We start from the raw sequence: 17,798 nt of genomic DNA on the forward strand, positions 1-17,798 counted from the left end.
GCAGCGCGCTGAACCGCCACCGGACTGCTTCGCCTAGCGTTGCTCAGATACTCCTTCGCCCCGTTCCACTTCGGTGGTCCGGGGCTTTTGGCTGCAAATGTGAAACTGTGTGAGTTTATGACACTTTCAGGCCATTTTTCAGGCTATTTTTGACATAAACGCAGTCAGTAACTCACTAGCGCTGACACCAAAAGAAAAACCGGGCCCGAATAAGGTGTGAAACCTCATTCAAGCCCGATTCTCTGGGTCTAGCTGTTAGCCCCTGAACAACTTCAGGTTAAAGCTTTACTCCAAGTAGTCGCGCAGAACCTGCGAACGCGATGGGTGACGCAGCTTGGACATCGTCTTGGACTCAATCTGACGGATGCGCTCGCGCGTCACACCGTAGACCTGACCAATCTCGTCCAGGGTACGTGGCATGCCGTCGGTAAGGCCGAAGCGCAAGCGGACGACACCGGCTTCACGTTCGGAGAGAGTCTCCAGCACGTCGCCAAGCTGATCCTGGAGGAGCGTGAAGCTGACGGCGTCAACGGCGATGACTGCCTCGGAGTCCTCGATGAAGTCACCGAGCTGAGAGTCACCCTCGTCGCCGATGGTCTGGTCCAGGGAAATCGGTTCACGAGCGTACTGTTGAATCTCGAGAACCTTTTCCTCGGTGATGTCCATTTCCTTGGCGAGCTCTTCCGGGGTGGGCTCGCGGCCCAGATCCTGAAGCAGTTCACGCTGGATACGACCGAGCTTATTAATGACCTCGACCATGTGAACCGGAATACGAATGGTTCGAGCCTGGTCGGCCATTGCACGAGTAATGGCCTGGCGAATCCACCACGTTGCGTAGGTGGAGAACTTGTAGCCCTTGGTGTAGTCGAACTTCTCGACCGCACGAATCAGGCCGAGGTTGCCTTCCTGAATCAAGTCGAGGAAAGCCATGCCACGGCCGGTGTAGCGCTTTGCCAGGGACACCACAAGACGGAGGTTGGCCTCGAGCAGGTGATTCTTGGCGCGCTGACCGTCGCGAGAAATCTCGCGCAAGTCGCGCTTTTGAGCGTAAGCGATGCGCTCGCCGGCTTCCTTGGCCTCGTCAATCTTGTACTGCGCATACAGACCGGCCTCGATGCGCTTTGCCAGACTGACTTCTTCCTCGGCAGTCAGCAGCGCGACCTTACCAATCTGCTTGAGGTAGGCGCGGACAGAGTCGGCGGAGGCGGTGAGGGCAGCATCTTTGCGGGCCTGACGCAGACGAGCGGACTCGTCCTCGTTCCAGACCTCGTCGCCCTCGTCCTCTTCATCCTCGTCTTCGTCCTCGTCGTCCTCTTCTTCATCATCGTCGAGGTCGTCGTCTTCGAGGTCGTCATCATCCAGATCGTCGTGAAGATCATCGTCTTCGAGATCATCATCCAGATCCGGGTCGTAGTCCTGCTCCTGCTCCAAGTCGTGGTCGAGTTCCTCGTCCTCGAGCTCTTCGTTCTCAGTTGCGTCGAGAGCTTGCGCGTCCTTCGCCTTCGCTGCAGCAGCCTTGGCCGCGGTGGCCTTCGCAGCCGTTGTCCGCTTAGTTGCCTTCTTGGCGGCGGCCTTACGCGTGGTTTTCTTAGCGACGGACTTCTTGGCCGCCTTCTTCACGGTCTTCTTGGCCGCTGCCTTCTTAGCGGTCGTCTTCTTCGCCGCAGTTTTGGTAGCAGCCGTCTTTTTGGCAGCAGTCTTCTTCGCGGCAGTCTTCTTTGCCACGGTCTTCTTCACTGCCTTCTTGATGGCCTTCTTTACAGCCTTCTTTGCAGGAGTAGCTGAACCGGTGCCACTCCCGGTGGATTGGTCCTGAGCTTGCCCCAGTTCGTTGCCTGCCACGAACGCCCTTTCACGATGTACGTTGTGTGCGCCGCCAAAGCCGCCGCCAGCTTCTCTCGGTCGAAGAGAAGCTCAACGCGCCAGTGGTGCGCCTTTACTTCGTCTATAGCCAACTAGCCGAATGGAAAACATTCAGAGCTGACCTTTTCGTGCCACGGTCATCAGTGTTGCTTTCTGGCTCCTAGCGAAGAAGTAATCGGTGAAAATCCTCATCGAAGCAGTGCGCTGGAATTCGATTTTCCCAATCCTCCTCGAGCCTGTTGATTATTCAACCTTGCCGTGAGTCAACTTCTTATTGTAAACCAATTCTTAAAATCGCCGCCACGGGGCATGGCTTCAAGCACGTGTCACGCCCGACACGTAGCTACCAATCCCCATATAAGAAATGAAAGTGGTTAAGGGTAAAGTCCCTGGTCAGCTGCAAAGGCGGCGCCAGCAATACCCGCATTATTATCCAGACTTGCGGGGACAACTGGAGTCTTACATGTCAACAGCGGAATCCACTTTTCGTGTTCGCGACTGATTCCGCCGCCGACGATGATCCGTGACGGCCAAAACAGTGCCTCGTAGGTCTTAAGCACCTTGCTCACGCGCTCAGCCCACTCTTCGAAGCCGAGCCCCTCCACATCCTTAACTCTCGCGGATGCAAAGTGTTCGGCCTCCATGCCATCAATGATGAGGTGGCCTAACTCCGAATTGGGGTAGAGCAGTCCGTCATGAATAAGCGCGGAGCCGATGCCTGTACCAAAAGTTAGCAACAACACGGCGCCTGTCTTATTGCCCGGATCGCCAAACTGGACTTCAGCGAGGCCGGCAGCGTCAGCGTCGTTAAGCACGTGCGCCTTGTTGTTGGGCAGGTATTTAGCGAAGAGCTCTTGGCAGTTCGTATTAACCCAAGAACCGTCAATATTGGCGGCCAGCAAGGCAATCTGATTCTGTACGACGGACGGAATCGTGATGCCGACATCGGAATCCCACTTCGCAATGTCCACAATTTCTGCAATGGTCTCCGCAACCGCTTCCGGAGTTGCCGGCTGTGGCGTGAAAATCTTAATGCGGTTGCCAATAAGCTGCCCAGTATCAAGATCCACGCGGCCCCCTTTGATTCCAGAGCCTCCGACGTCGATGCCAAATCCAATTCGTTGTCCCATAGCTCAAATTGTACGAAACAGACACAATGGGGGCATGAGCATGAACTCGCGTGGCACCGAACAACTCGCTAGCAGGGCAGATAATAGGGGGTTTAGTGCGTCGAATAGCCCCGGTTCCGTGCGACCCAGCGTCAGGGATCTGCGTGACCGCGCGGTACTTATCGCCCGCGCAGCCGCGGCGCACATCGCCAGTCGTCGGGTCGAACTCGGCTCCGATGGCGTTTTAGCAAGTTCCGAAACGAAGTCCTCAGCTGTAGACCCCGTCACCGTTGTCGACCGTGAATCTGAGGAGCTCATTCGTTCGCTTATCAAGACGTTTAGCAGCTCTGACCGCATTTTGGGCGAAGAAGGCGGGCTTGACGACGGCGCGAGTTCCCCAGCGCAGGCTGCCAACGAGGGCGAAGCGGTGACCTGGATTGTAGACCCCATCGACGGTACGGTGAATTTCCTCTACGGCATGCCCAATTTTGCTGTGAGTATCGCTTGCGCCGTAGGCGATGAGGTAGTGGCGGGTGCAGTGGCAAATGCGTCCTCGGGAGAGATTTACAGTGCAGCTAAGGGAGAGGGCGCTCAGGTTTCTCGACGGGACGGCACTGTGCAGACGCTTAGTTGTTCCCCAACGGCCGAGCTGGAAAAGACACTTGTGGCAACGGGATTCAGCTATTCCGCTAGTCTCCGGCAGGTGCAGGGCCGGATAGCGTCGCAGTTGCTGGGGGAGTGTCGAGATATTCGGCGCATGGGATCGGCGGCGCTGGATTTGTGCATGGTGGCGCACGGCCGTGTTGATGCGTATTACGAACACGACATCAAGATTTGGGATTATGCAGCTGGTGCTCTGATTGCGGCTGAAGCAGGCGCAAGGATTAGGGTCCCGGAATTCACTCAGTGTGCCAACGTTACTGGCCGGCCGGAGGGAGACCCGCTCGACTTTGGTGTCGGTGCGGCGAACTCTGAAGTTGCCGATGCGTTCTTCGAGGCATTGGATGGTGCTGTCGCGCAGGCTAGGAATTAGTGCGTCGGTCTAGGAGCAGGTGCTCGAGCCTAACGAGCTCAACCCCTCTAGGTCGGCTTGTTCGCCACGGTTCAATGCGGACATCGTTTCCTCAACCTGGCTGGCTACTTCGAGATCCTTAAACCCCTTACCCAAGGACACATCGACGGTTGCATCCGGCCGACCATCGTGGATGAGCTCAAAGCAGGGGAAAAGAGCGTGAAGCGCTGCGGCGTGGCCATTGAAGTCCTCGCCATAACGCAGCTGGCCGAAGCAACCGAGGTCTTGGTTTTCCACAATAGGGTCGTTGCCGTAGGGAACCTGCTCATCGAGGACAAAATCGAGCTGCCGCAATTGCTCGGCGACGGTTGTAGCCTGGCCGACTTTGCCGTTGGCATTATAAACGCGCACATGAACATCCGACGGTGGAACGACGTGCTCTCCGATTAGCGTGGTGGAGGAAACAGGGGGCCCAGCCGCGGGGAGGGAACAGGACACCGGATAACTTGCCGGTTGGCTGCGGAATGCCAACACCCACAACGTAGCGGCAATCACTACAGCAACGACGGAAACCACCACGTAGGGAACAATTTTTCGTCGATGTGACGTGCTCGAAGTGCTCGCGGGGCCTGAACTCATAGCCATCATGTTATCCTCTCCTCGGCTTATTGGCATAGAAACCTATTTTGACCTGCAGAGATGACAGATTGCGTGAATTGCCTTAATATCCGCTGAGAAAGGCGCTGGAGAGTACAGGGTGTCAATCGTCTCAACGCGTTGTATTCTCCGAGAAAAAGTCAGTTCACAATGTCTAGCAAAGGTCCAGAAAGAAGGTTTGGGACATGGCTGTAAACTACGATGCCCCGCGTACTCGTGAAACCGAAGAGCTGGAGACCGATTCCCTCGAGGGCCTTCAGGCTGCATCTGCTGAGAAGGAAATCGACGACACTGACGACGGCGAAATTGTTGAGCCGTTCGAGTTGCCGGTTGCCGACATCGCGGGTGAAGAATTCGATATGGATGTTGCCCCGAAGGGGGAGGATGAATTCACCTGTGGCTCCTGCTTCATGGTGATGCACCGCTCAATGATCGCAATCGATAACGGCGATGGATTCCCCATCTGTCAGGACTGTGCCTAATCCCCGCACAGCCGGGATAGCTTCCTAGGAAAAAGGAAAACCGCCACTACCACGGTTCTGGCGGCGCTGGGGCCGTCGGCAAGCGTGTAGCGGCGGTGAGAGATTTGACCTAGCGGTCGAAGAGACTGTCAAGCAGTGCCTCGGGGTGGCGGGTGGAGACCAGCCAATAGGGGGTGGGGTCGTCCGGATCGTCGAGGACTAGCAGCACCATCGTGGGAATCCACGTGTGTGTAACCAGGAACGCTGCTGGATCGAGCTGACGGCCCAACGCATTGCGCTGCGCGGACTTCGGGACCACCAGGGATTTGGCAACAACCGATGCTGGCAAAACTGCCGTGCCAGCGTGAAGCCAGCGTTCACCAGTGCTGTCCACTTCCACGGACACCGTGGTCTTCGACATAGTCAACAGCACCCACACGCCCACGGCCAGACAAATAATGCCGCCGATGACAAGCCAAATCGGTGAACGGTTAAAGCCAATCTGGGCCGTGCATACAAAAACGGCAGCAGCGCCGAGTACCCAGAACCACCAGGGAACCCAGAGCTTTTCGGAATAGACAATCGATGAATCTCCGCTCGAGCTCATTGCTATTGCCGCACCTTCAGAGACGGATGCTGAGCTGTCGTCGCGACGAGGCTGCAGGTTATCTTTTCCACTCACGGTTATCCATTCTAGGGCACGGCTATGCTCGGTACTGACAAGGCCGAAGTGCGGTTCTTAAAAGACGCGACAGCGAAGGATATACAAAGAGATGACTTATGCCCCGGTGCAAGTGAAAAAGCTCGCTAAAGACGCTGTGATTCCCCAGCGTGCGCATGCCGATGATGCCGGTGTGGATTTGAGCTCAGTGGAGGATGTCATCCTAGCACCAGGGCAGCGGGCGCTCGTGGGAACCGGTATTGCCATTGCTTTGCCGGCGGGCACAGTGGGATTGGTTCATCCTCGCTCCGGATTGGCTTTCAAAAAGGGGCTGTCCATCGTCAACGCACCCGGCACTATCGATGCCGGTTACCGTGGTGAGCTTAAAGTCTGCCTGATCAACTTGGACCCGACCAATGCGGTGGAGATCGCCAAGGGCGATCGAATTGCCCAATTGGTTGTGCAGAAGGTCGAGCTCAGCCCGATGGTGGAAGTCGATGAACTCGATGAAACTGAACGCGGTGCGGGCGGTCACGGGTCAACCGGAGTGTCCACGACGCTTTAAAACACCTCTGATAGCGCGGGGATCCTACTAAGTGTGGTTCAATGCGTGAAGAGCTCAATAAAGTGTTTACAAAGGCGTATACAAAGATTTCGTTTTAGCGAGGTGTCAATAAACCACCATGTGGCCATTTGGAAAGAAGAACCAGCCAGAAGAACCAGCTGCTGAGGCAGAGGCCGTTACCACCGACTCTGCGGCGCCAGCTTCTGAGGAGGCTACCGCAACCGTGCATGACGACGCGTCGGAAACCGCCGCGGAGAACGCACCAGCAAACGGCCCCTTCGATATCAACAGCGCTAGCCCGACGCAGTTTGATTTTTCGGACTTCGCGAAGGCCAGCCTGAACCTCGGTTCGATGCTGCTGCCTATTCCTCACGTTGGTGATATTCAGGTGGAGATGGGGCCGACAGGTCCAACCATGCTGCACGTCGCCACTGAGAATGGCCGCGTAACTCCTGTAGCATTCGCTGCTCCGACGTCGGGCGGTCTCTGGGAGGAGTCCGCTCAGGAAATCAAGGACGGTCTTGAGTCCGATGGCCTCGATGTCCATGTCGAGCAGGGGCCGTGGGGTTCTGAGGTCGTAGGTCGCACCTCCGACATGGAAATGCGAATCATCGGCGCCGACGGCCCGCGTTGGATGCTTCGCATGACGGCCTCCGGTCCAGCTAATCGGGCGGAGGAACTCGCGGACCTCGCCCGCGGTCTCCTTGCCCGTAGCTTCGTCTCTCGCGGTGAGAACCCGATGCCAGCAGGTCAGCCGCTTCCGGTTACGCTGCCGTCCCAGATGGCCGAGCAGATTCGTCAGGCATACCAGCAGCAGACCCAGGCTGCCCAAGCTGAAGGTGAACCCGGGCAGGTGCCAGGCGCTACTGGTATCAACCCAGATGGCTCCACCAATTAGTTTGGTCAACCCGCCAGCAGAGAGAAGCTAGCTGCTTGACCAGTTAGAAAAGGATCTGCAGGCGCGACTGTGCACTGCCCGCCGCCGTCACCCGACAGCGGCTTTTCTCTTGTCAGCGGGTAGTATCACACTGCGTGAACATCGAAGTGACTATTGACCGTCCCGCTGCCGGCGGAGAATTCATTGCCAGCTACGACGGACGAATCGGTTTCGTCACCGGCGGTATCCCCGGCGAACGCGTTGTTGTCGAAATTGCCAAACCTGATGCCAAGCTGTGGCGCGGCAATGTCGTTGAGGTTCTGGATGCCTCAGAGCATCGAATTTCGCAGCGTTGCGAAGCAGCTCAGCAGGGCGCGGGCTGTTGCGACTGGGGTTTTATTGATCCTGAGCACGCGGCGCGTCTCAAGGCTGATGTCTTGACCGATTGCCTGCGCCGTCTTGGACGTTTCACCGCCGACGAGCTGCCAGCTATCGATGTTCTTCCACTGGCTCCGACCTCCCGTTGGCGCACGCGCGTGCGGCTGGGTGTGGATTCCCAGGGACGAGCGGGATTACGGCGTTCCCGTTCCCACGAGCTCGTCATCGGCTCCGAGTGCGTCCAAACAGTTCCCAATCTCATCGCTGGCTTTTCGACGGCCGGAACCATCCCCGCCGCTAAGCCTGCTCGCGGTCGCGGGAGCAAGAAGCCGAAGCCAGGAGAACTCCATGTGGCCATGGACACGGAGGGTAACCGAAGTGCTGTGTACGTTTCCGGCAGCGGCAGGAACCGCAAGCAAACGGTGATTGAAGGCGAGCCAACCACACAGCACACTGTTCACGGAATCACTTTCGATGTGCCGACTACCGGTTTTTGGCAAGCCCATTGCCATGCCCCTGAGTTCTATGGATCGCGCATCATTGACCTGTTGGCCGGTCAGTCTTTCTCCTGTGGTTGGGATCTTTACGGTGGCGCAGGCGTTCTGTCGGCGGCACTTCGCAAGCTTGTTGACGCAGAGGGCTCAATTCTCTCTGTCGAGGGTTTTGCAGCGGCAGCGACGGCGGGGCGCAAGGCCTTCACTGCAGCTGACCACAGTGCGAATGCGTCGCCTGCGGCACCAGTCCGGTTCGTTACTGGGGATGTCGCCGAAGTAGTGCGCCGCGAAGTTGCTAATGAGGAAACTCCAAACCCGGATATCGTTGTTCTCGACCCTCCGCGCTCCGGTGCTGGTAAGGATGCCATTGCCGCTATTGCTGAGGCAAAGCCACGCGTGGTTGTACATTTCGGTTGCGATCCGGCGACTTTTGCCCGCGATGCCCGGTACTGGGCTGACTACGGCTACGCGTTCAAACACCTCGAGGTCGTGGACGCATTTGGTCTAACGCATCACTTTGAAACCATCGCAGTGCTGGAGCAGCTGTAGCTAGAGTGGCTGCCGCATGGGCGCAAGAACGTTGGCGCCGATCACGTCGGCAAGCAAATGTGCCTGCCATGGGCGGAAACCCTGTTCGCTGAGGTGAGCGGAGATTTCGGTAACGGCTGGCAGGCCGCCAGCGTAGTTGTCGTGGTGGCGGAAAACGAATGAGCCGACTGCGCGGCTGTGAATCCACCACACCAGTTCACGTGTCTGCGCGGAGGTAATGAGTGTGTCTTTGCGCAGGTGGATTTGGGCACAGACGTTGTCGATGCAGTCTCGCGTGGTTTCGAAAATTTCGGCGGCTTGTGGGGCATGCTCAGCCCAACGTCGAAAGTGGGGCATCTGGTTGGGAGCCTGCTTCTGGGGCTTCGGCCATGACGACCTGGGTTCCTGACGGGCTTCATTAACGACCTTCAACCAAGCGTCCGCGGCACCGCGACGGCGACGTGGAAATCCACGGATTGCAGTTAGTTCACGCTGCGTACCGGGGAGTTGTTCTGCGATTGTACGTAGAACGCTGTGACCCATGACGTGTGTTGGGGAGACATCACGGCGCTGCGCGATTTCGTCACGCTCAGTCCACAGTGCACGGGCGACGTTAAGTTGTTCGGGAGTGCGCAGCTTCCCAATCCCTTTGAGCCCCTGCCACGAGTGTACGACGTGCAGACCATCGAGGTATTTACGGTTTAGAGCGAGTTCGCGTTCGCATTCCTGTTCCAGCCATTCCAAACGGTCGAGCTCAGTCAGCGCCTGACAAAGAACCTCGGCGAGTTCGATGAGCAGCTCGACATCCAAGGCTGCGTAGTCCAGCCAATCTGCTGGCAGTGGACGAGTAGACCAATCCTCTCGACCGTGCCCCTTGGCAAGTCCAACTCCGAGGAGTCGCTCTGTCAGAGCTGCTAAGTTGACTCGCTCCAGGCCGAGAAGGCGGCCGGCCAGCTCAGTGTCAATGACTTTGGTGGGGTAGAGACCCAGAGCTGCGAGGCAGGGAAGGTCAGAATGAGCGGCGTGAATAATCCAGGTCAGGTCGTTGACTGAGGAACCGAAAACGGCCATCGCCTTGCGACCATCTTCGGGATCGATGAGAAAGGTGCCCGCTCCACGGCGGCGAAATTGAAGCAAGAAGGCGCGGTCGTCGTAGCGATATGCCGAAGCTCGTTCAGTATCGACTGCGAGCCAACCGTGTCCTTTGGCCAGCTGCTCACCGGCGTCAATAATGTCGTCGATGGCAGAAAGCACGCGTGGAGTTCCCTCGGCTGGGGCAAGTCTTACTTCTACGTCGGGACTAGTTTCCACGTCGGAGCTCATCGCACGCCTCTTCGGTCGTCGGTATCAGCAGTCGCCGGTATCAGCCCAGCAGGGAAACGCCGACGGGTGGCAGACCAGCGACGTTCGCTAGTACCTGAGCGAAGGATTCAACGTGGGTGCGCAGGTCGGTGCCACGAGCAGTCCACGATGCGCGCATTTCTAATTGAAAGGCCTGTGGCTTGCCGCCGATCTCGCCATAGCGGACAGAGTTCGTAGTAGTCACCGTGCCACCCAAGTTCGACAGTTCGGCGTTGTTCTCAGCCAGAGCCTCGGTGAGCCATTGCCAGGCAACCTGGGGAAGCAACGGATCTTCCGCGAGGGAGGCATCCATATCCGCCTGGATGTATGCAACCAAGCGCATGTCACCGTCCCAGGTTTCCTCACTGCGGGGGTCATGGAGCAAAATTAAACGACCAAAGGCATCGTCGTCCGAGGACTCGGGGACGATATCAGCTTCGGGCTGCGTGACCTCAAGCGAGACAGCGTGGCTAAACGGTGCCAGCTTCTGCGGTGGCCGAACGGTGCCCAGAGCAATCTCAGGTCGCAGTTCAGCAGAGTGCATTGACTGGACCGCGGCGCGGAAGTTCTGTGGCATTGAATCGGTTCCATTCACGCGCCTGAACTTAGCCATATGACGCTTGCGTTAGTGGGAGGCGCGCCGAAAAGAGTGGGAAGCGACCAAGCGGTTCGTCGAAAACGCACAGCAGGGCGAGAGAATTTCCTGTTCTTAGTACCCCACATATCAATTTCTAAGGTAAGTGGGGCATGATTGTCCGTATGAACAATCGTCGCACTTTGACTGATGCCCCGATTCTTGATGCAGCTTACGGTCGAACTCCTTCGCGCCGCCCGGTGTGGTTTATGCGGCAAGCTGGTCGTTCACTGCCTGAGTACCGTGAGGTGCGCAAGGACATCGGTATGTTGGACTCTTGCTTCCGCCCGGAACTGCTCGCTGAGATTACTATGCAGCCGGTACGTAGGCACGACGTTGATGCTGCGATTCTTTTTTCCGATATCGTCGTGCCGCTGAAGGCTGCGGGTGTCAACCTGGATATTGTTCCTGGCCGCGGTCCAGTAATGGATACTCCGGTGCGCTCGGAAGCAGACATCAAGGCTCTACCGGAAGTCACGGAAGAGCAACTCGCTCCGGTGGCCGAGGGTATCGGCCTCATTCTGCAAGAGCTGAATGATACCCAGGCACTCATTGGTTTCGCCGGTGCACCATTCACTTTGGCGTCGTACCTGATCGAAGGCGGTCCATCCCGCAATCACGAGCGCACTAAGGCGCTGATGCACTCGGACCCTGAATTGTGGGATCACCTGATGCAGAAAATCACTCCGATGGTGATTGCTTTCCTGCGCGCGCAGATTGGTGCTGGTGTGGACGCTATTCAGCTCTTCGACTCCTGGGCTGGCTATCTCACCGAGCGTGATTACCGCCGCTTTGTGTTGCCGTACTCGAAGGAAATCTTCCAGGCCGTCGCCGACGCCGGCATTCCGCGCATCCACTTCGGTGTGGGCACCGGCGAGCTTCTCGGTGCGATGGCTGAAGCCGGCCCAGAAGTCATGGGCGTCGACTGGCGCGTGCCACTGGACGTTGCTGCCAACCGCATTCGTGCCACGCTTTCCGACGTTCACCGAGGCGCAGACCCTGCGGAAAACAGCCTTGCATTGCAGGGAAACCTTGACCCGGCGATTCTCTTTGCCGGTGAAGATGCAATGACCCAAGAGATTCAGCGCATCTGCTCTGAGGCGGACCGTGCAATTAAGCGTGGTGACGCCCGTGGACATATCTTCAACTTGGGTCACGGGGTGCTACCGAATACCGATGCCGACGCGATTACGCGCGCCGTTGAGATCATTCACGCAACGTAAAAGCCGACGCAACAGGCGTGTAAAACACGCACTAGCTAATTTCCTACAAGTCTTATCGACCGTGCCCGCTCGAGGCGCGGGCATAGAGAAAGCGTACGAAATACCGTGGTTGCACAACCTTCTACCATTGCCGTCATAGGTGGCGGTATCTCCGGCCTGACCGCAGCGTATGAGTTGCGTAAAAAGCTCGGACCCGCCGCAAGAATAATTGTCATCGAGTCCAGTGCACAGGTCGGCGGCAAGCTGAAGACTCGAACAGGAACTAACGGCCCTCTCGAAGCGGGCGCTGAGGCGTACCTGGCGTTCCGTCACGATGCCACCGAGTTTTTCAAGGAACTCGGTTTGGCAGATCAGCTAGTCGCCCCTTCGGGGCTGCCTTCCAAGCTCTACATTGGAGGTGAACTCAAGGACCTTCCGCGTAACACGGTCACCGGTATTCCAGGAAGCTCAGAAGGGTTGGGCTACCTCCTCAGCGAGGCCACCCTCGCCAAGATTGATGCCGAGTCGAACCCCGAGCTCACTCCAGCCTTGCACTGGGTACTGGGAGACGACATGAATGTCGGCCAGCTGGTCGCGGCGCGGCTCGGTGAGGAAGTCGTTGACCGCATCGTCTCCCCGCTGCTCGGGGGCGTCTACTCAACCACCGCATACGATCTGGGTCTGCGTGCGACCATCCCACAGCTGGCGGCAGCGCTTGATGAAATGGCTAGTGTCGGTGACCATGTCAGCCTCACCGGCGCTGTCCAGCGCGTTCTGGAAGCACGTAAGGAGGCGCAGCAGGCGCGTCTGAGTAGTGAGGCTGCGACAGATTCGACGAAGACGAAGCGACCGGTGGTCTTCCAAACGTTCCGCGATGGCTTCGAGGTTCTCTACAACACGCTTGTCGACGAATCGGGAGCCGAACTCCTCTTGTCGACGAAGGCTACTGGTCTGCGGCAGCATGACAATGGCTTTGAGGTCACTGTGGAACTGCCGTCGGAAAGCGGCACGAGCGTTAGCACTATCGACGTCGACGGCGTTGTCGTGGCGGCACCTTCTGCAACCACATCGGAGCTGTTGAGCAATCTTGCGCCAGAGGCGGCCGAGCTCATTGGTGGGGTAGACACGTCGAACTCGGCGGTGGTCGGTATGTGTTTCGACTCGTCGGAAGGACTGCCGGAGATTAACGGCGTGTTGTGCGAGATTGGTGCTGACCTGTCCGCGAAAGCTTTTACAGTGTCGTCCCGGAAGTGGCCACATATTGGTGAGCGCTACGGTGCCGTTGTGAGGGCAAGCTTCGGCCGTTTTGATGATGACTCGCACGTGCATCGTAGCGACGAGGACCTCATCGCCAGGGCAAAGGCGGATTTGGCTAAGGCGACTGGCTTTGATGCTGAACCGACCGCGGTTTTCGTCCAGCGTTGGTGGGCGGGGATTCCACGCTTCGATATGGGGCATGGCGGCCTGATGGATTTTGCTCGCCAGGAATTGGCCGAGGTGCCTAAGCTTGCAGCAACGGGGGCGTGGCTCAGTGGCCCGGGCATTCCGGAATGTATCTCCAACGCCAAGGCTGCGGCCAGCAAGATTGCTGCGGAGCTGGCATAAAGCTGCGAGATTGGTGCTGAGTACGAAACTGGCGCTGACCCATCGTTTTTAAACAAACCTTTCAACCGAACTAGGAGACAACTAATGACCAAGCTCGATTTCAAGAAGCTCAACGACACCATCCGCTACACCATGTGGTCTGCCTTCAAGGTGACCCCAGGTGCACTCGGTGATAACCGCGAAGAGGCAGTGGCTAAGACCAAGGAATTCCTGGCTCGTTACGAAGACACTGATCTGATCATCCGTGGTTTCTACGATGTTTCGGCCATGCGTGCTGAAGCCGACTTCATGTTCTGGATCCACGCAGAGAAGCTGGAAGACCTGCAGGCGTTCTACAACGCCTTCCTGCGCGAGACTCCGCTGGGCAAGGCATCCACTCCGCACTGGTCGAACGCTGCGCTGCACCGTCCAGCTGAGTTCAACAAGTCGCACCTGCCGTCGTTCATCATGGGTGAAGAGCCGGGACGATGGATTGCGGTTTACCCCTTCGTTCGTTCCTACGACTGGTACCTGCTGGAGCCGACCGAGCGACGCCGCATCCTTGCTGAACACGGTATGGCCGGTCGTGACTACCCGGATGTGCGCGCCAATACTGTCCCGGCGTTCGCACTCGGTGACTACGAGTGGATCCTTGCATTCGAGGGGCCGGAGCTCGACCGCATTGTGGACTTGATGTGGAAGATGCGTTACACCGAGGCTCGTCTGCACGTCCGCGAAGAGATTCCGTTCCACACGGGACGTCGCGTCGATGACATCGCAGAGATCATCAACGTTCTGCCGTAGCTCACGCAATCAACGAGAGAATCAGCAGCGCCGCTGGTCAAGCCCCGTTAACTGACGGGATTTTGACCAGCGGCGCTGCTTCTCTATCTAGTTATTCAGCCGTCTTGTCCGGTTCGAGCGTGAGTGAAATTGAATTGATGCAATAACGCAGGTCGGTCGGAGTATTGTATCCCTCACCCTCAAAGACGTGGCCGAGGTGAGACTTGCAACGACTGCACAGCACTTCGGTACGGACCATACCGAGGCTGGTGTCTCGGCGCTCAATAATCCGGTCTCCAGCTAGTGGAGAGAAGAAGGATGGCCAACCGCAGTGAGAGTCGAACTTCTCGTTCGACCGAAACAGCTCGTAACCACAGGCCCGGCAGCGGTAGACACCTTGAGTCTTGGTATCGGTGTACTCACCGGTGAAGGCGCGTTCAGTACCTGCCTGACGCAAAACCTGGTACTCCGCGGCACTGAGGCGTTCGCGCCATTCTTCTTCGCTCAGATTCCAGTCTTCGCTATGCGAATCAACCATTCTGAATAGCCTCCTCAGACTTGAGATCAGATTCCTGATTAGACTTCCTGCCTGCTATCTTCCAGTCGCTCAGCCAGCTGAAGCCGGATGCAAAGCTACGCCCATTGACGGCATCCACAATCGTCATTCGAATGAGTGCTGCCGTGATGGAGAGAATAAGAACGGCCCATCCAATACCGCCGATTGCAACCGTGAACCACGGGAAAAAGAGGTCATCTTCATCAATCCACCAATTGGCGTAGAAGAAACAGAGTACGACTCCGAGTCCTGCGCCCCAATTCAACATGACTGTCGAACCAATATTTCCTTCATTGTCGCGAGCCAAAACCAATGGGCGAAGCACGGTGAGAACCATTGGCAAGAGCGTCATCGAGTAGTACTGCTGGCCCAGGCTGGAAAGGAAGAACGCGCCGGTGAAGAGAACTCCGGAAGTCGTAGCAATCCAGAATTTCTCATCCCTTTCGAGCCAGCGAAGAAGGAGCACGACGGATACCAAGACGAAAATGCCGAAAAAGATCTGCCACAGCAAAATCAGGGTCGGATGGGCACCTAGCCAAACAAGCTGTCCAGTCAGTGAAGCATTTGCAAAGTCACGGACAACTCCCAGGTAGGGGACGGTGATATCTAGGTAGTCACGTGGTTGGACCATGAGCGGCCACGCAATGACATTGGCTGCAATTACCACTCCGATACTGGTCAGTACCGTAGAGAACTGCCTGCGCATGAACGGTAGGAACAGCATTGGCAAGAAAACAGGTTTAATGGTGATTGCGATACCGATGATCAGGCCGGCCAGGATATTGCGCCGCTCGGTCAGAGCAATAAAAAACAGCACTAATGCAAGGAAGAGTGAACCGTTGACGTTCGTAAAATCAAGGGTGTTGGTAACGGGTTCCGTGAGGTAGAGCAGTGCTATCGACGCTGGAATGATGGGGCCAGAGCGCGCAATACCAAGCCACCTCAGCAGCAATACAATTGCCGCAATGATTGCAGCTGACTGAAACACCGCAAACCAGATTCGGCCCGATTCAAGCGAGCCGAACAAATCAATCGGGGCTAAAAGTAGGGTAGCGCCTGGGGAATACAGATAGTGCGGATCGGCTGTTACGTAGTCTTCCGAATAAACGGGTACCTGCGATACGAATCGATTAATTGCCGACCAGACGGTCGTAAAGTCATCTGTGCCAGAAACGTCTTTCGGCAAAACCCAGGTGCGGTGAAAAATCACCACAGCTGCGATAGGCCACAAGAAAGCGCTGAGTCCTCGCGACACGTGCCGAGACAGAGGGCGTGGAGCCACCGAATTTGTCTCTGGCGTGTCCTTGGACGTTTGCGTTAATGCCGTTGCGCTTGCGCTCACGTCGATTTTTGGTTTACTCACAATACTCCACCCTACTGGGTGAAGCTGCGGGAATAGCGTAGGAAGATGTGTGAGTCGGAACGTAGGATATCCCGCACTTCAAAAGCCTGCGGGTTCGTCGAGTTCGAGTCCTCATCAGGGTCGTTCTCGCCGAAAGTCAGGGGGCCGTTACCCACCCACATCGGCGACAATGTCAGGAACAGTTCGTCGACGCACCCCTTTTTGAATGCTTCTCGATACATCGTCGATCCACCCTCTACGACAATGTCCCGATACCCATGTTCAGCCAGCCACGTTAACGCCGCTTTTACCGAGGGGTTAGGGAACTTAACGACGCGAGCCCCGGCCGACTCCATCTTTTTAGCTTTGTTCTTGTGAGCGGCTCTTGCCTCTTCATCATTAAAAGCATCTTTAGTCGGGGTGAAGATTATCGGAGGATTGACTTCTGCATTCGCGAAAAAGTCAGATTTTATATCTAAATCCAACGAGCGCGAAAGTGTGGACATCGCCACGTGCTCGGAGCGACCTAGCTTCTGTCGAACGGCCTCTAGGTACTCCGGTATCTCAACTGGCCCGTACCCCTCGGACGCAATGGTGCCTGTACCAACGAAAACGACGTCGGCAAGCGCGCGAAGCGTGTTGAAAACCGTGGCATCGGTGTCGTTGCCAAGCTGGCCAGAGGTGCCTTCGACGGCGCCGCGTCCGTCCAAGCTGGTGACGGCGATGGCCGTGACGGTGGAGGTGTTGTGAGACACCGCCGCTGTATCATGTGTCGTTTGCGCAGGTCGAGAAAGAAACTGCAGAATTTCGTCGGTCGATGGGCTTACGGAGGTGAGTGTAGCCATACCGCCGAGGTTAAGCCGACGATTGCAGAATAGGCAAGGCCTGGCTTATAAGGGAAGTATTATAATCGTTGTCATTTATAAGGAGTGGACTTATAGTAGGGGCATGCGACTAACAGATACTCTTGAGAAGGCATTCAACGACCAGATCACTATGGAGCTCACCGCTTCCCACGTCTACCGCCAGCTGGCAATCGAACTGGACCTGCTGGATTTCTCCGGCATGGCAGAGTGGATGCGTGCACAGGCGGATGAGGAAGTTGATCACGCGAACCAGTTCATCGCACACCTCGATGCTCGCGACAACCACCCGCAGATTGGTGCTGTCGACGCACCGGAGGTGAAGGTCACTTCCGCAATCGATGCATTCCGCATTGCTCTCGAGCATGAAGAGAAGGTTTCGGCATCTATCCGTAACCTCCGCAAGCTTGCTGATAGCGAGGGTGATCTCGACTCCCGCCCGCTGCTGGACAGCTTCGTGGTTGAGCAGATTGAGGAAGAGGACACCGTGCGTGGCATCATCGGTCGCCTGGAGATCGTTGGCGACAACGGTGCTGGCCTGCTGCGTATCGACCGGGAGCTTGGCGCTCGCGACGCAGCTTAATATCGAGCTCGGTTCGCAGTTTGGATAGAAATGACCGCCCTGGGGCTAACTGCCTAGGGCGGTCATTTCTATTTAGCTGGGGTATCAATTGATGGGCTTGGCGTCCAGCCAAACCGAAATTCGGGGAGCTGTCATGGGCTGACCGTCCATAGCATTTAGACGAGCGAGCTGCTCAGCAAAGCTCGCCGAATTGGAAAACCTGCCAGCCGAGACGCCCGCCGGACAATATTTTTCCTGCTTAACCCGGGGGAGCGGTAGGACTCGATGAAATTGGTGGGTTAAGTAGCAAAAAGTGTGTCCGCTCG

General features: G+C 56.9%; 18 protein-coding genes. 9 read left to right on the top strand and 9 right to left on the bottom strand.

From position 1 onward, the window contains the following. Positions 1-285: 285 nt before the first annotated feature. Both HMPREF2547_RS03300 and ppgK read right to left on the bottom strand, forming a co-directional pair. Complete coding sequence (locus HMPREF2547_RS03300; protein ID WP_049193023.1) at positions 286-1,842, bottom strand: RNA polymerase sigma factor; 1,557 nt, start codon at positions 1,840-1,842, stop codon at positions 286-288. Positions 1,843-2,237: 395 nt separating this feature from the next. After that, on the bottom strand, positions 2,238-2,993 hold the full coding sequence (ppgK, locus tag HMPREF2547_RS03305; protein ID WP_069358722.1) for a polyphosphate--glucose phosphotransferase: 756 nt from the start codon (positions 2,991-2,993) through the stop codon (positions 2,238-2,240). A 118-nt stretch (positions 2,994-3,111) separates the two neighbouring features. Between ppgK and HMPREF2547_RS03310 the strand changes: the two genes are divergently transcribed. After that, positions 3,112-4,005 (top strand): inositol monophosphatase family protein, encoded by an 894-nt coding sequence (locus tag HMPREF2547_RS03310; RefSeq protein ID WP_239660062.1) that lies wholly within the window; start codon positions 3,112-3,114, stop codon positions 4,003-4,005. A 9-nt stretch (positions 4,006-4,014) separates the two neighbouring features. Here HMPREF2547_RS03310 and HMPREF2547_RS10585 read toward each other — a convergent pair whose 3' ends face one another. Next, positions 4,015-4,623, bottom strand: a complete 609-nt coding sequence (locus HMPREF2547_RS10585) for a LytR C-terminal domain-containing protein (RefSeq protein ID WP_168161654.1) — start codon at positions 4,621-4,623, stop codon at positions 4,015-4,017. Positions 4,624-4,826: 203 nt separating this feature from the next. On the opposite strand from HMPREF2547_RS10585, the gene HMPREF2547_RS03320 reads away from it, so the two are divergent. Then, positions 4,827-5,123 carry a DUF4193 family protein gene (locus tag HMPREF2547_RS03320; RefSeq protein ID WP_016422655.1) on the top strand — a complete coding sequence of 99 codons (297 nt, stop codon included), beginning with the start codon at positions 4,827-4,829 and terminating at the stop codon, positions 5,121-5,123. Between the two features lie 109 nt (positions 5,124-5,232). Here the strand turns inward: HMPREF2547_RS03320 and HMPREF2547_RS03325 are convergent, their stop codons facing one another. Continuing rightward, positions 5,233-5,709 carry a DUF3093 domain-containing protein gene (locus HMPREF2547_RS03325; RefSeq protein ID WP_049173043.1) on the bottom strand — a complete coding sequence of 159 codons (477 nt, stop codon included), beginning with the start codon at positions 5,707-5,709 and terminating at the stop codon, positions 5,233-5,235. A gap of 166 nt (positions 5,710-5,875) precedes the next feature. On the opposite strand from HMPREF2547_RS03325, the gene dut reads away from it, so the two are divergent. The 3 genes from dut to HMPREF2547_RS03340 all read left to right on the top strand — a co-directional run bounded on the left by dut (position 5,876) and on the right by HMPREF2547_RS03340 (position 8,626). Then, positions 5,876-6,328, top strand: coding sequence for a dUTP diphosphatase (gene dut, locus HMPREF2547_RS03330; protein ID WP_049173041.1), 453 nt, complete (start codon positions 5,876-5,878; stop codon positions 6,326-6,328). A gap of 118 nt (positions 6,329-6,446) precedes the next feature. Next, complete coding sequence (locus tag HMPREF2547_RS03335) at positions 6,447-7,226, top strand: DUF3710 domain-containing protein (protein WP_069358721.1); 780 nt, start codon at positions 6,447-6,449, stop codon at positions 7,224-7,226. Positions 7,227-7,360: 134 nt separating this feature from the next. After that, positions 7,361-8,626, top strand: coding sequence for a class I SAM-dependent RNA methyltransferase (locus HMPREF2547_RS03340; RefSeq protein ID WP_069358720.1), 1,266 nt, complete (start codon positions 7,361-7,363; stop codon positions 8,624-8,626). On the opposite strand, the gene HMPREF2547_RS03345 is transcribed toward HMPREF2547_RS03340, so the two are convergent. Together HMPREF2547_RS03345 and HMPREF2547_RS03350 are read right to left on the bottom strand one after the other, a co-directional pair. Continuing rightward, positions 8,627-9,928 (bottom strand): HRDC domain-containing protein, encoded by a 1,302-nt coding sequence (locus tag HMPREF2547_RS03345; RefSeq protein WP_069358719.1) that lies wholly within the window; start codon positions 9,926-9,928, stop codon positions 8,627-8,629. Between the two features lie 40 nt (positions 9,929-9,968). After that, positions 9,969-10,523, bottom strand: a complete 555-nt coding sequence (locus tag HMPREF2547_RS03350) for a DUF3000 domain-containing protein (RefSeq protein WP_016422661.1) — start codon at positions 10,521-10,523, stop codon at positions 9,969-9,971. Positions 10,524-10,693: 170 nt separating this feature from the next. Between HMPREF2547_RS03350 and hemE the strand changes: the two genes are divergently transcribed. From hemE to hemQ, 3 genes are all read left to right on the top strand, one after another. Beyond that, positions 10,694-11,803 (top strand): uroporphyrinogen decarboxylase, encoded by a 1,110-nt coding sequence (gene hemE / locus HMPREF2547_RS03355; RefSeq protein ID WP_049173035.1) that lies wholly within the window; start codon positions 10,694-10,696, stop codon positions 11,801-11,803. A gap of 105 nt (positions 11,804-11,908) precedes the next feature. Then, positions 11,909-13,387 (top strand): protoporphyrinogen oxidase, encoded by a 1,479-nt coding sequence (gene hemG, locus HMPREF2547_RS03360; RefSeq protein ID WP_070604697.1) that lies wholly within the window; start codon positions 11,909-11,911, stop codon positions 13,385-13,387. An 84-nt stretch (positions 13,388-13,471) separates the two neighbouring features. After that, positions 13,472-14,170 carry a hydrogen peroxide-dependent heme synthase gene (gene hemQ / locus HMPREF2547_RS03365; protein ID WP_049173031.1) on the top strand — a complete coding sequence of 233 codons (699 nt, stop codon included), beginning with the start codon at positions 13,472-13,474 and terminating at the stop codon, positions 14,168-14,170. A 91-nt stretch (positions 14,171-14,261) separates the two neighbouring features. Here the strand turns inward: hemQ and msrB are convergent, their stop codons facing one another. The 3 genes from msrB to HMPREF2547_RS03380 form a co-directional block, all read right to left on the bottom strand. Continuing rightward, positions 14,262-14,687, bottom strand: coding sequence for a peptide-methionine (R)-S-oxide reductase MsrB (msrB, locus tag HMPREF2547_RS03370; protein ID WP_048733231.1), 426 nt, complete (start codon positions 14,685-14,687; stop codon positions 14,262-14,264). Further along, the gene (locus HMPREF2547_RS03375; RefSeq protein WP_222865028.1) at positions 14,680-15,936 is read right to left on the bottom strand and encodes a glycosyltransferase family 87 protein; all 1,257 of its coding nucleotides are present in this window, start codon (positions 15,934-15,936) and stop codon (positions 14,680-14,682) included. Before HMPREF2547_RS03375 ends, msrB begins: the two co-directional genes overlap by 8 nt. Positions 15,937-16,079: 143 nt before the next feature. Then, positions 16,080-16,892: a dihydrofolate reductase family protein gene (locus HMPREF2547_RS03380; RefSeq protein ID WP_049193029.1), complete on the bottom strand. Its 813-nt coding sequence runs from the start codon at positions 16,890-16,892 to the stop codon at positions 16,080-16,082. A gap of 103 nt (positions 16,893-16,995) precedes the next feature. Between HMPREF2547_RS03380 and HMPREF2547_RS03385 the strand changes: the two genes are divergently transcribed. Continuing rightward, positions 16,996-17,493, top strand: coding sequence for a ferritin (locus HMPREF2547_RS03385; protein WP_070438323.1), 498 nt, complete (start codon positions 16,996-16,998; stop codon positions 17,491-17,493). The last annotated feature ends 305 nt before the right edge of the window (positions 17,494-17,798 follow it).

It is taken from the genome of Corynebacterium sp. HMSC055G02 (assembly GCF_001809065.1).
GTDB lineage: Bacteria > Actinomycetota > Actinomycetes > Mycobacteriales > Mycobacteriaceae > Corynebacterium > Corynebacterium jeikeium_D.

Excerpts from the sequence above, each read along its gene's own strand:
- ppgK (WP_069358722.1), bottom strand. The coding sequence starts at position 2,993 with ATGGGACAACGAATTGGATTTGGCATCGACGTCGGAGGCTCTGGAATC.
- HMPREF2547_RS10585 (WP_168161654.1), bottom strand. The coding sequence starts at position 4,623 with ATGAGTTCAGGCCCCGCGAGCACTTCGAGCACGTCACATCGACGAAAA.
- HMPREF2547_RS03320 (WP_016422655.1), top strand. The coding sequence starts at position 4,827 with ATGGCTGTAAACTACGATGCCCCGCGTACTCGTGAAACCGAAGAGCTG.
- HMPREF2547_RS03325 (WP_049173043.1), bottom strand. The coding sequence starts at position 5,709 with ATGAGCTCGAGCGGAGATTCATCGATTGTCTATTCCGAAAAGCTCTGG.
- dut (WP_049173041.1), top strand. The coding sequence starts at position 5,876 with ATGACTTATGCCCCGGTGCAAGTGAAAAAGCTCGCTAAAGACGCTGTG.
- HMPREF2547_RS03335 (WP_069358721.1), top strand. The coding sequence starts at position 6,447 with ATGTGGCCATTTGGAAAGAAGAACCAGCCAGAAGAACCAGCTGCTGAG.
- HMPREF2547_RS03345 (WP_069358719.1), bottom strand. The coding sequence starts at position 9,928 with ATGAGCTCCGACGTGGAAACTAGTCCCGACGTAGAAGTAAGACTTGCC.
- HMPREF2547_RS03350 (WP_016422661.1), bottom strand. The coding sequence starts at position 10,523 with ATGCCACAGAACTTCCGCGCCGCGGTCCAGTCAATGCACTCTGCTGAA.
- hemE (WP_049173035.1), top strand. The coding sequence starts at position 10,694 with ATGATTGTCCGTATGAACAATCGTCGCACTTTGACTGATGCCCCGATT.
- hemQ (WP_049173031.1), top strand. The coding sequence starts at position 13,472 with ATGACCAAGCTCGATTTCAAGAAGCTCAACGACACCATCCGCTACACC.
- msrB (WP_048733231.1), bottom strand. The coding sequence starts at position 14,687 with ATGGTTGATTCGCATAGCGAAGACTGGAATCTGAGCGAAGAAGAATGG.
- HMPREF2547_RS03380 (WP_049193029.1), bottom strand. The coding sequence starts at position 16,892 with ATGGCTACACTCACCTCCGTAAGCCCATCGACCGACGAAATTCTGCAG.
- HMPREF2547_RS03385 (WP_070438323.1), top strand. The coding sequence starts at position 16,996 with ATGCGACTAACAGATACTCTTGAGAAGGCATTCAACGACCAGATCACT.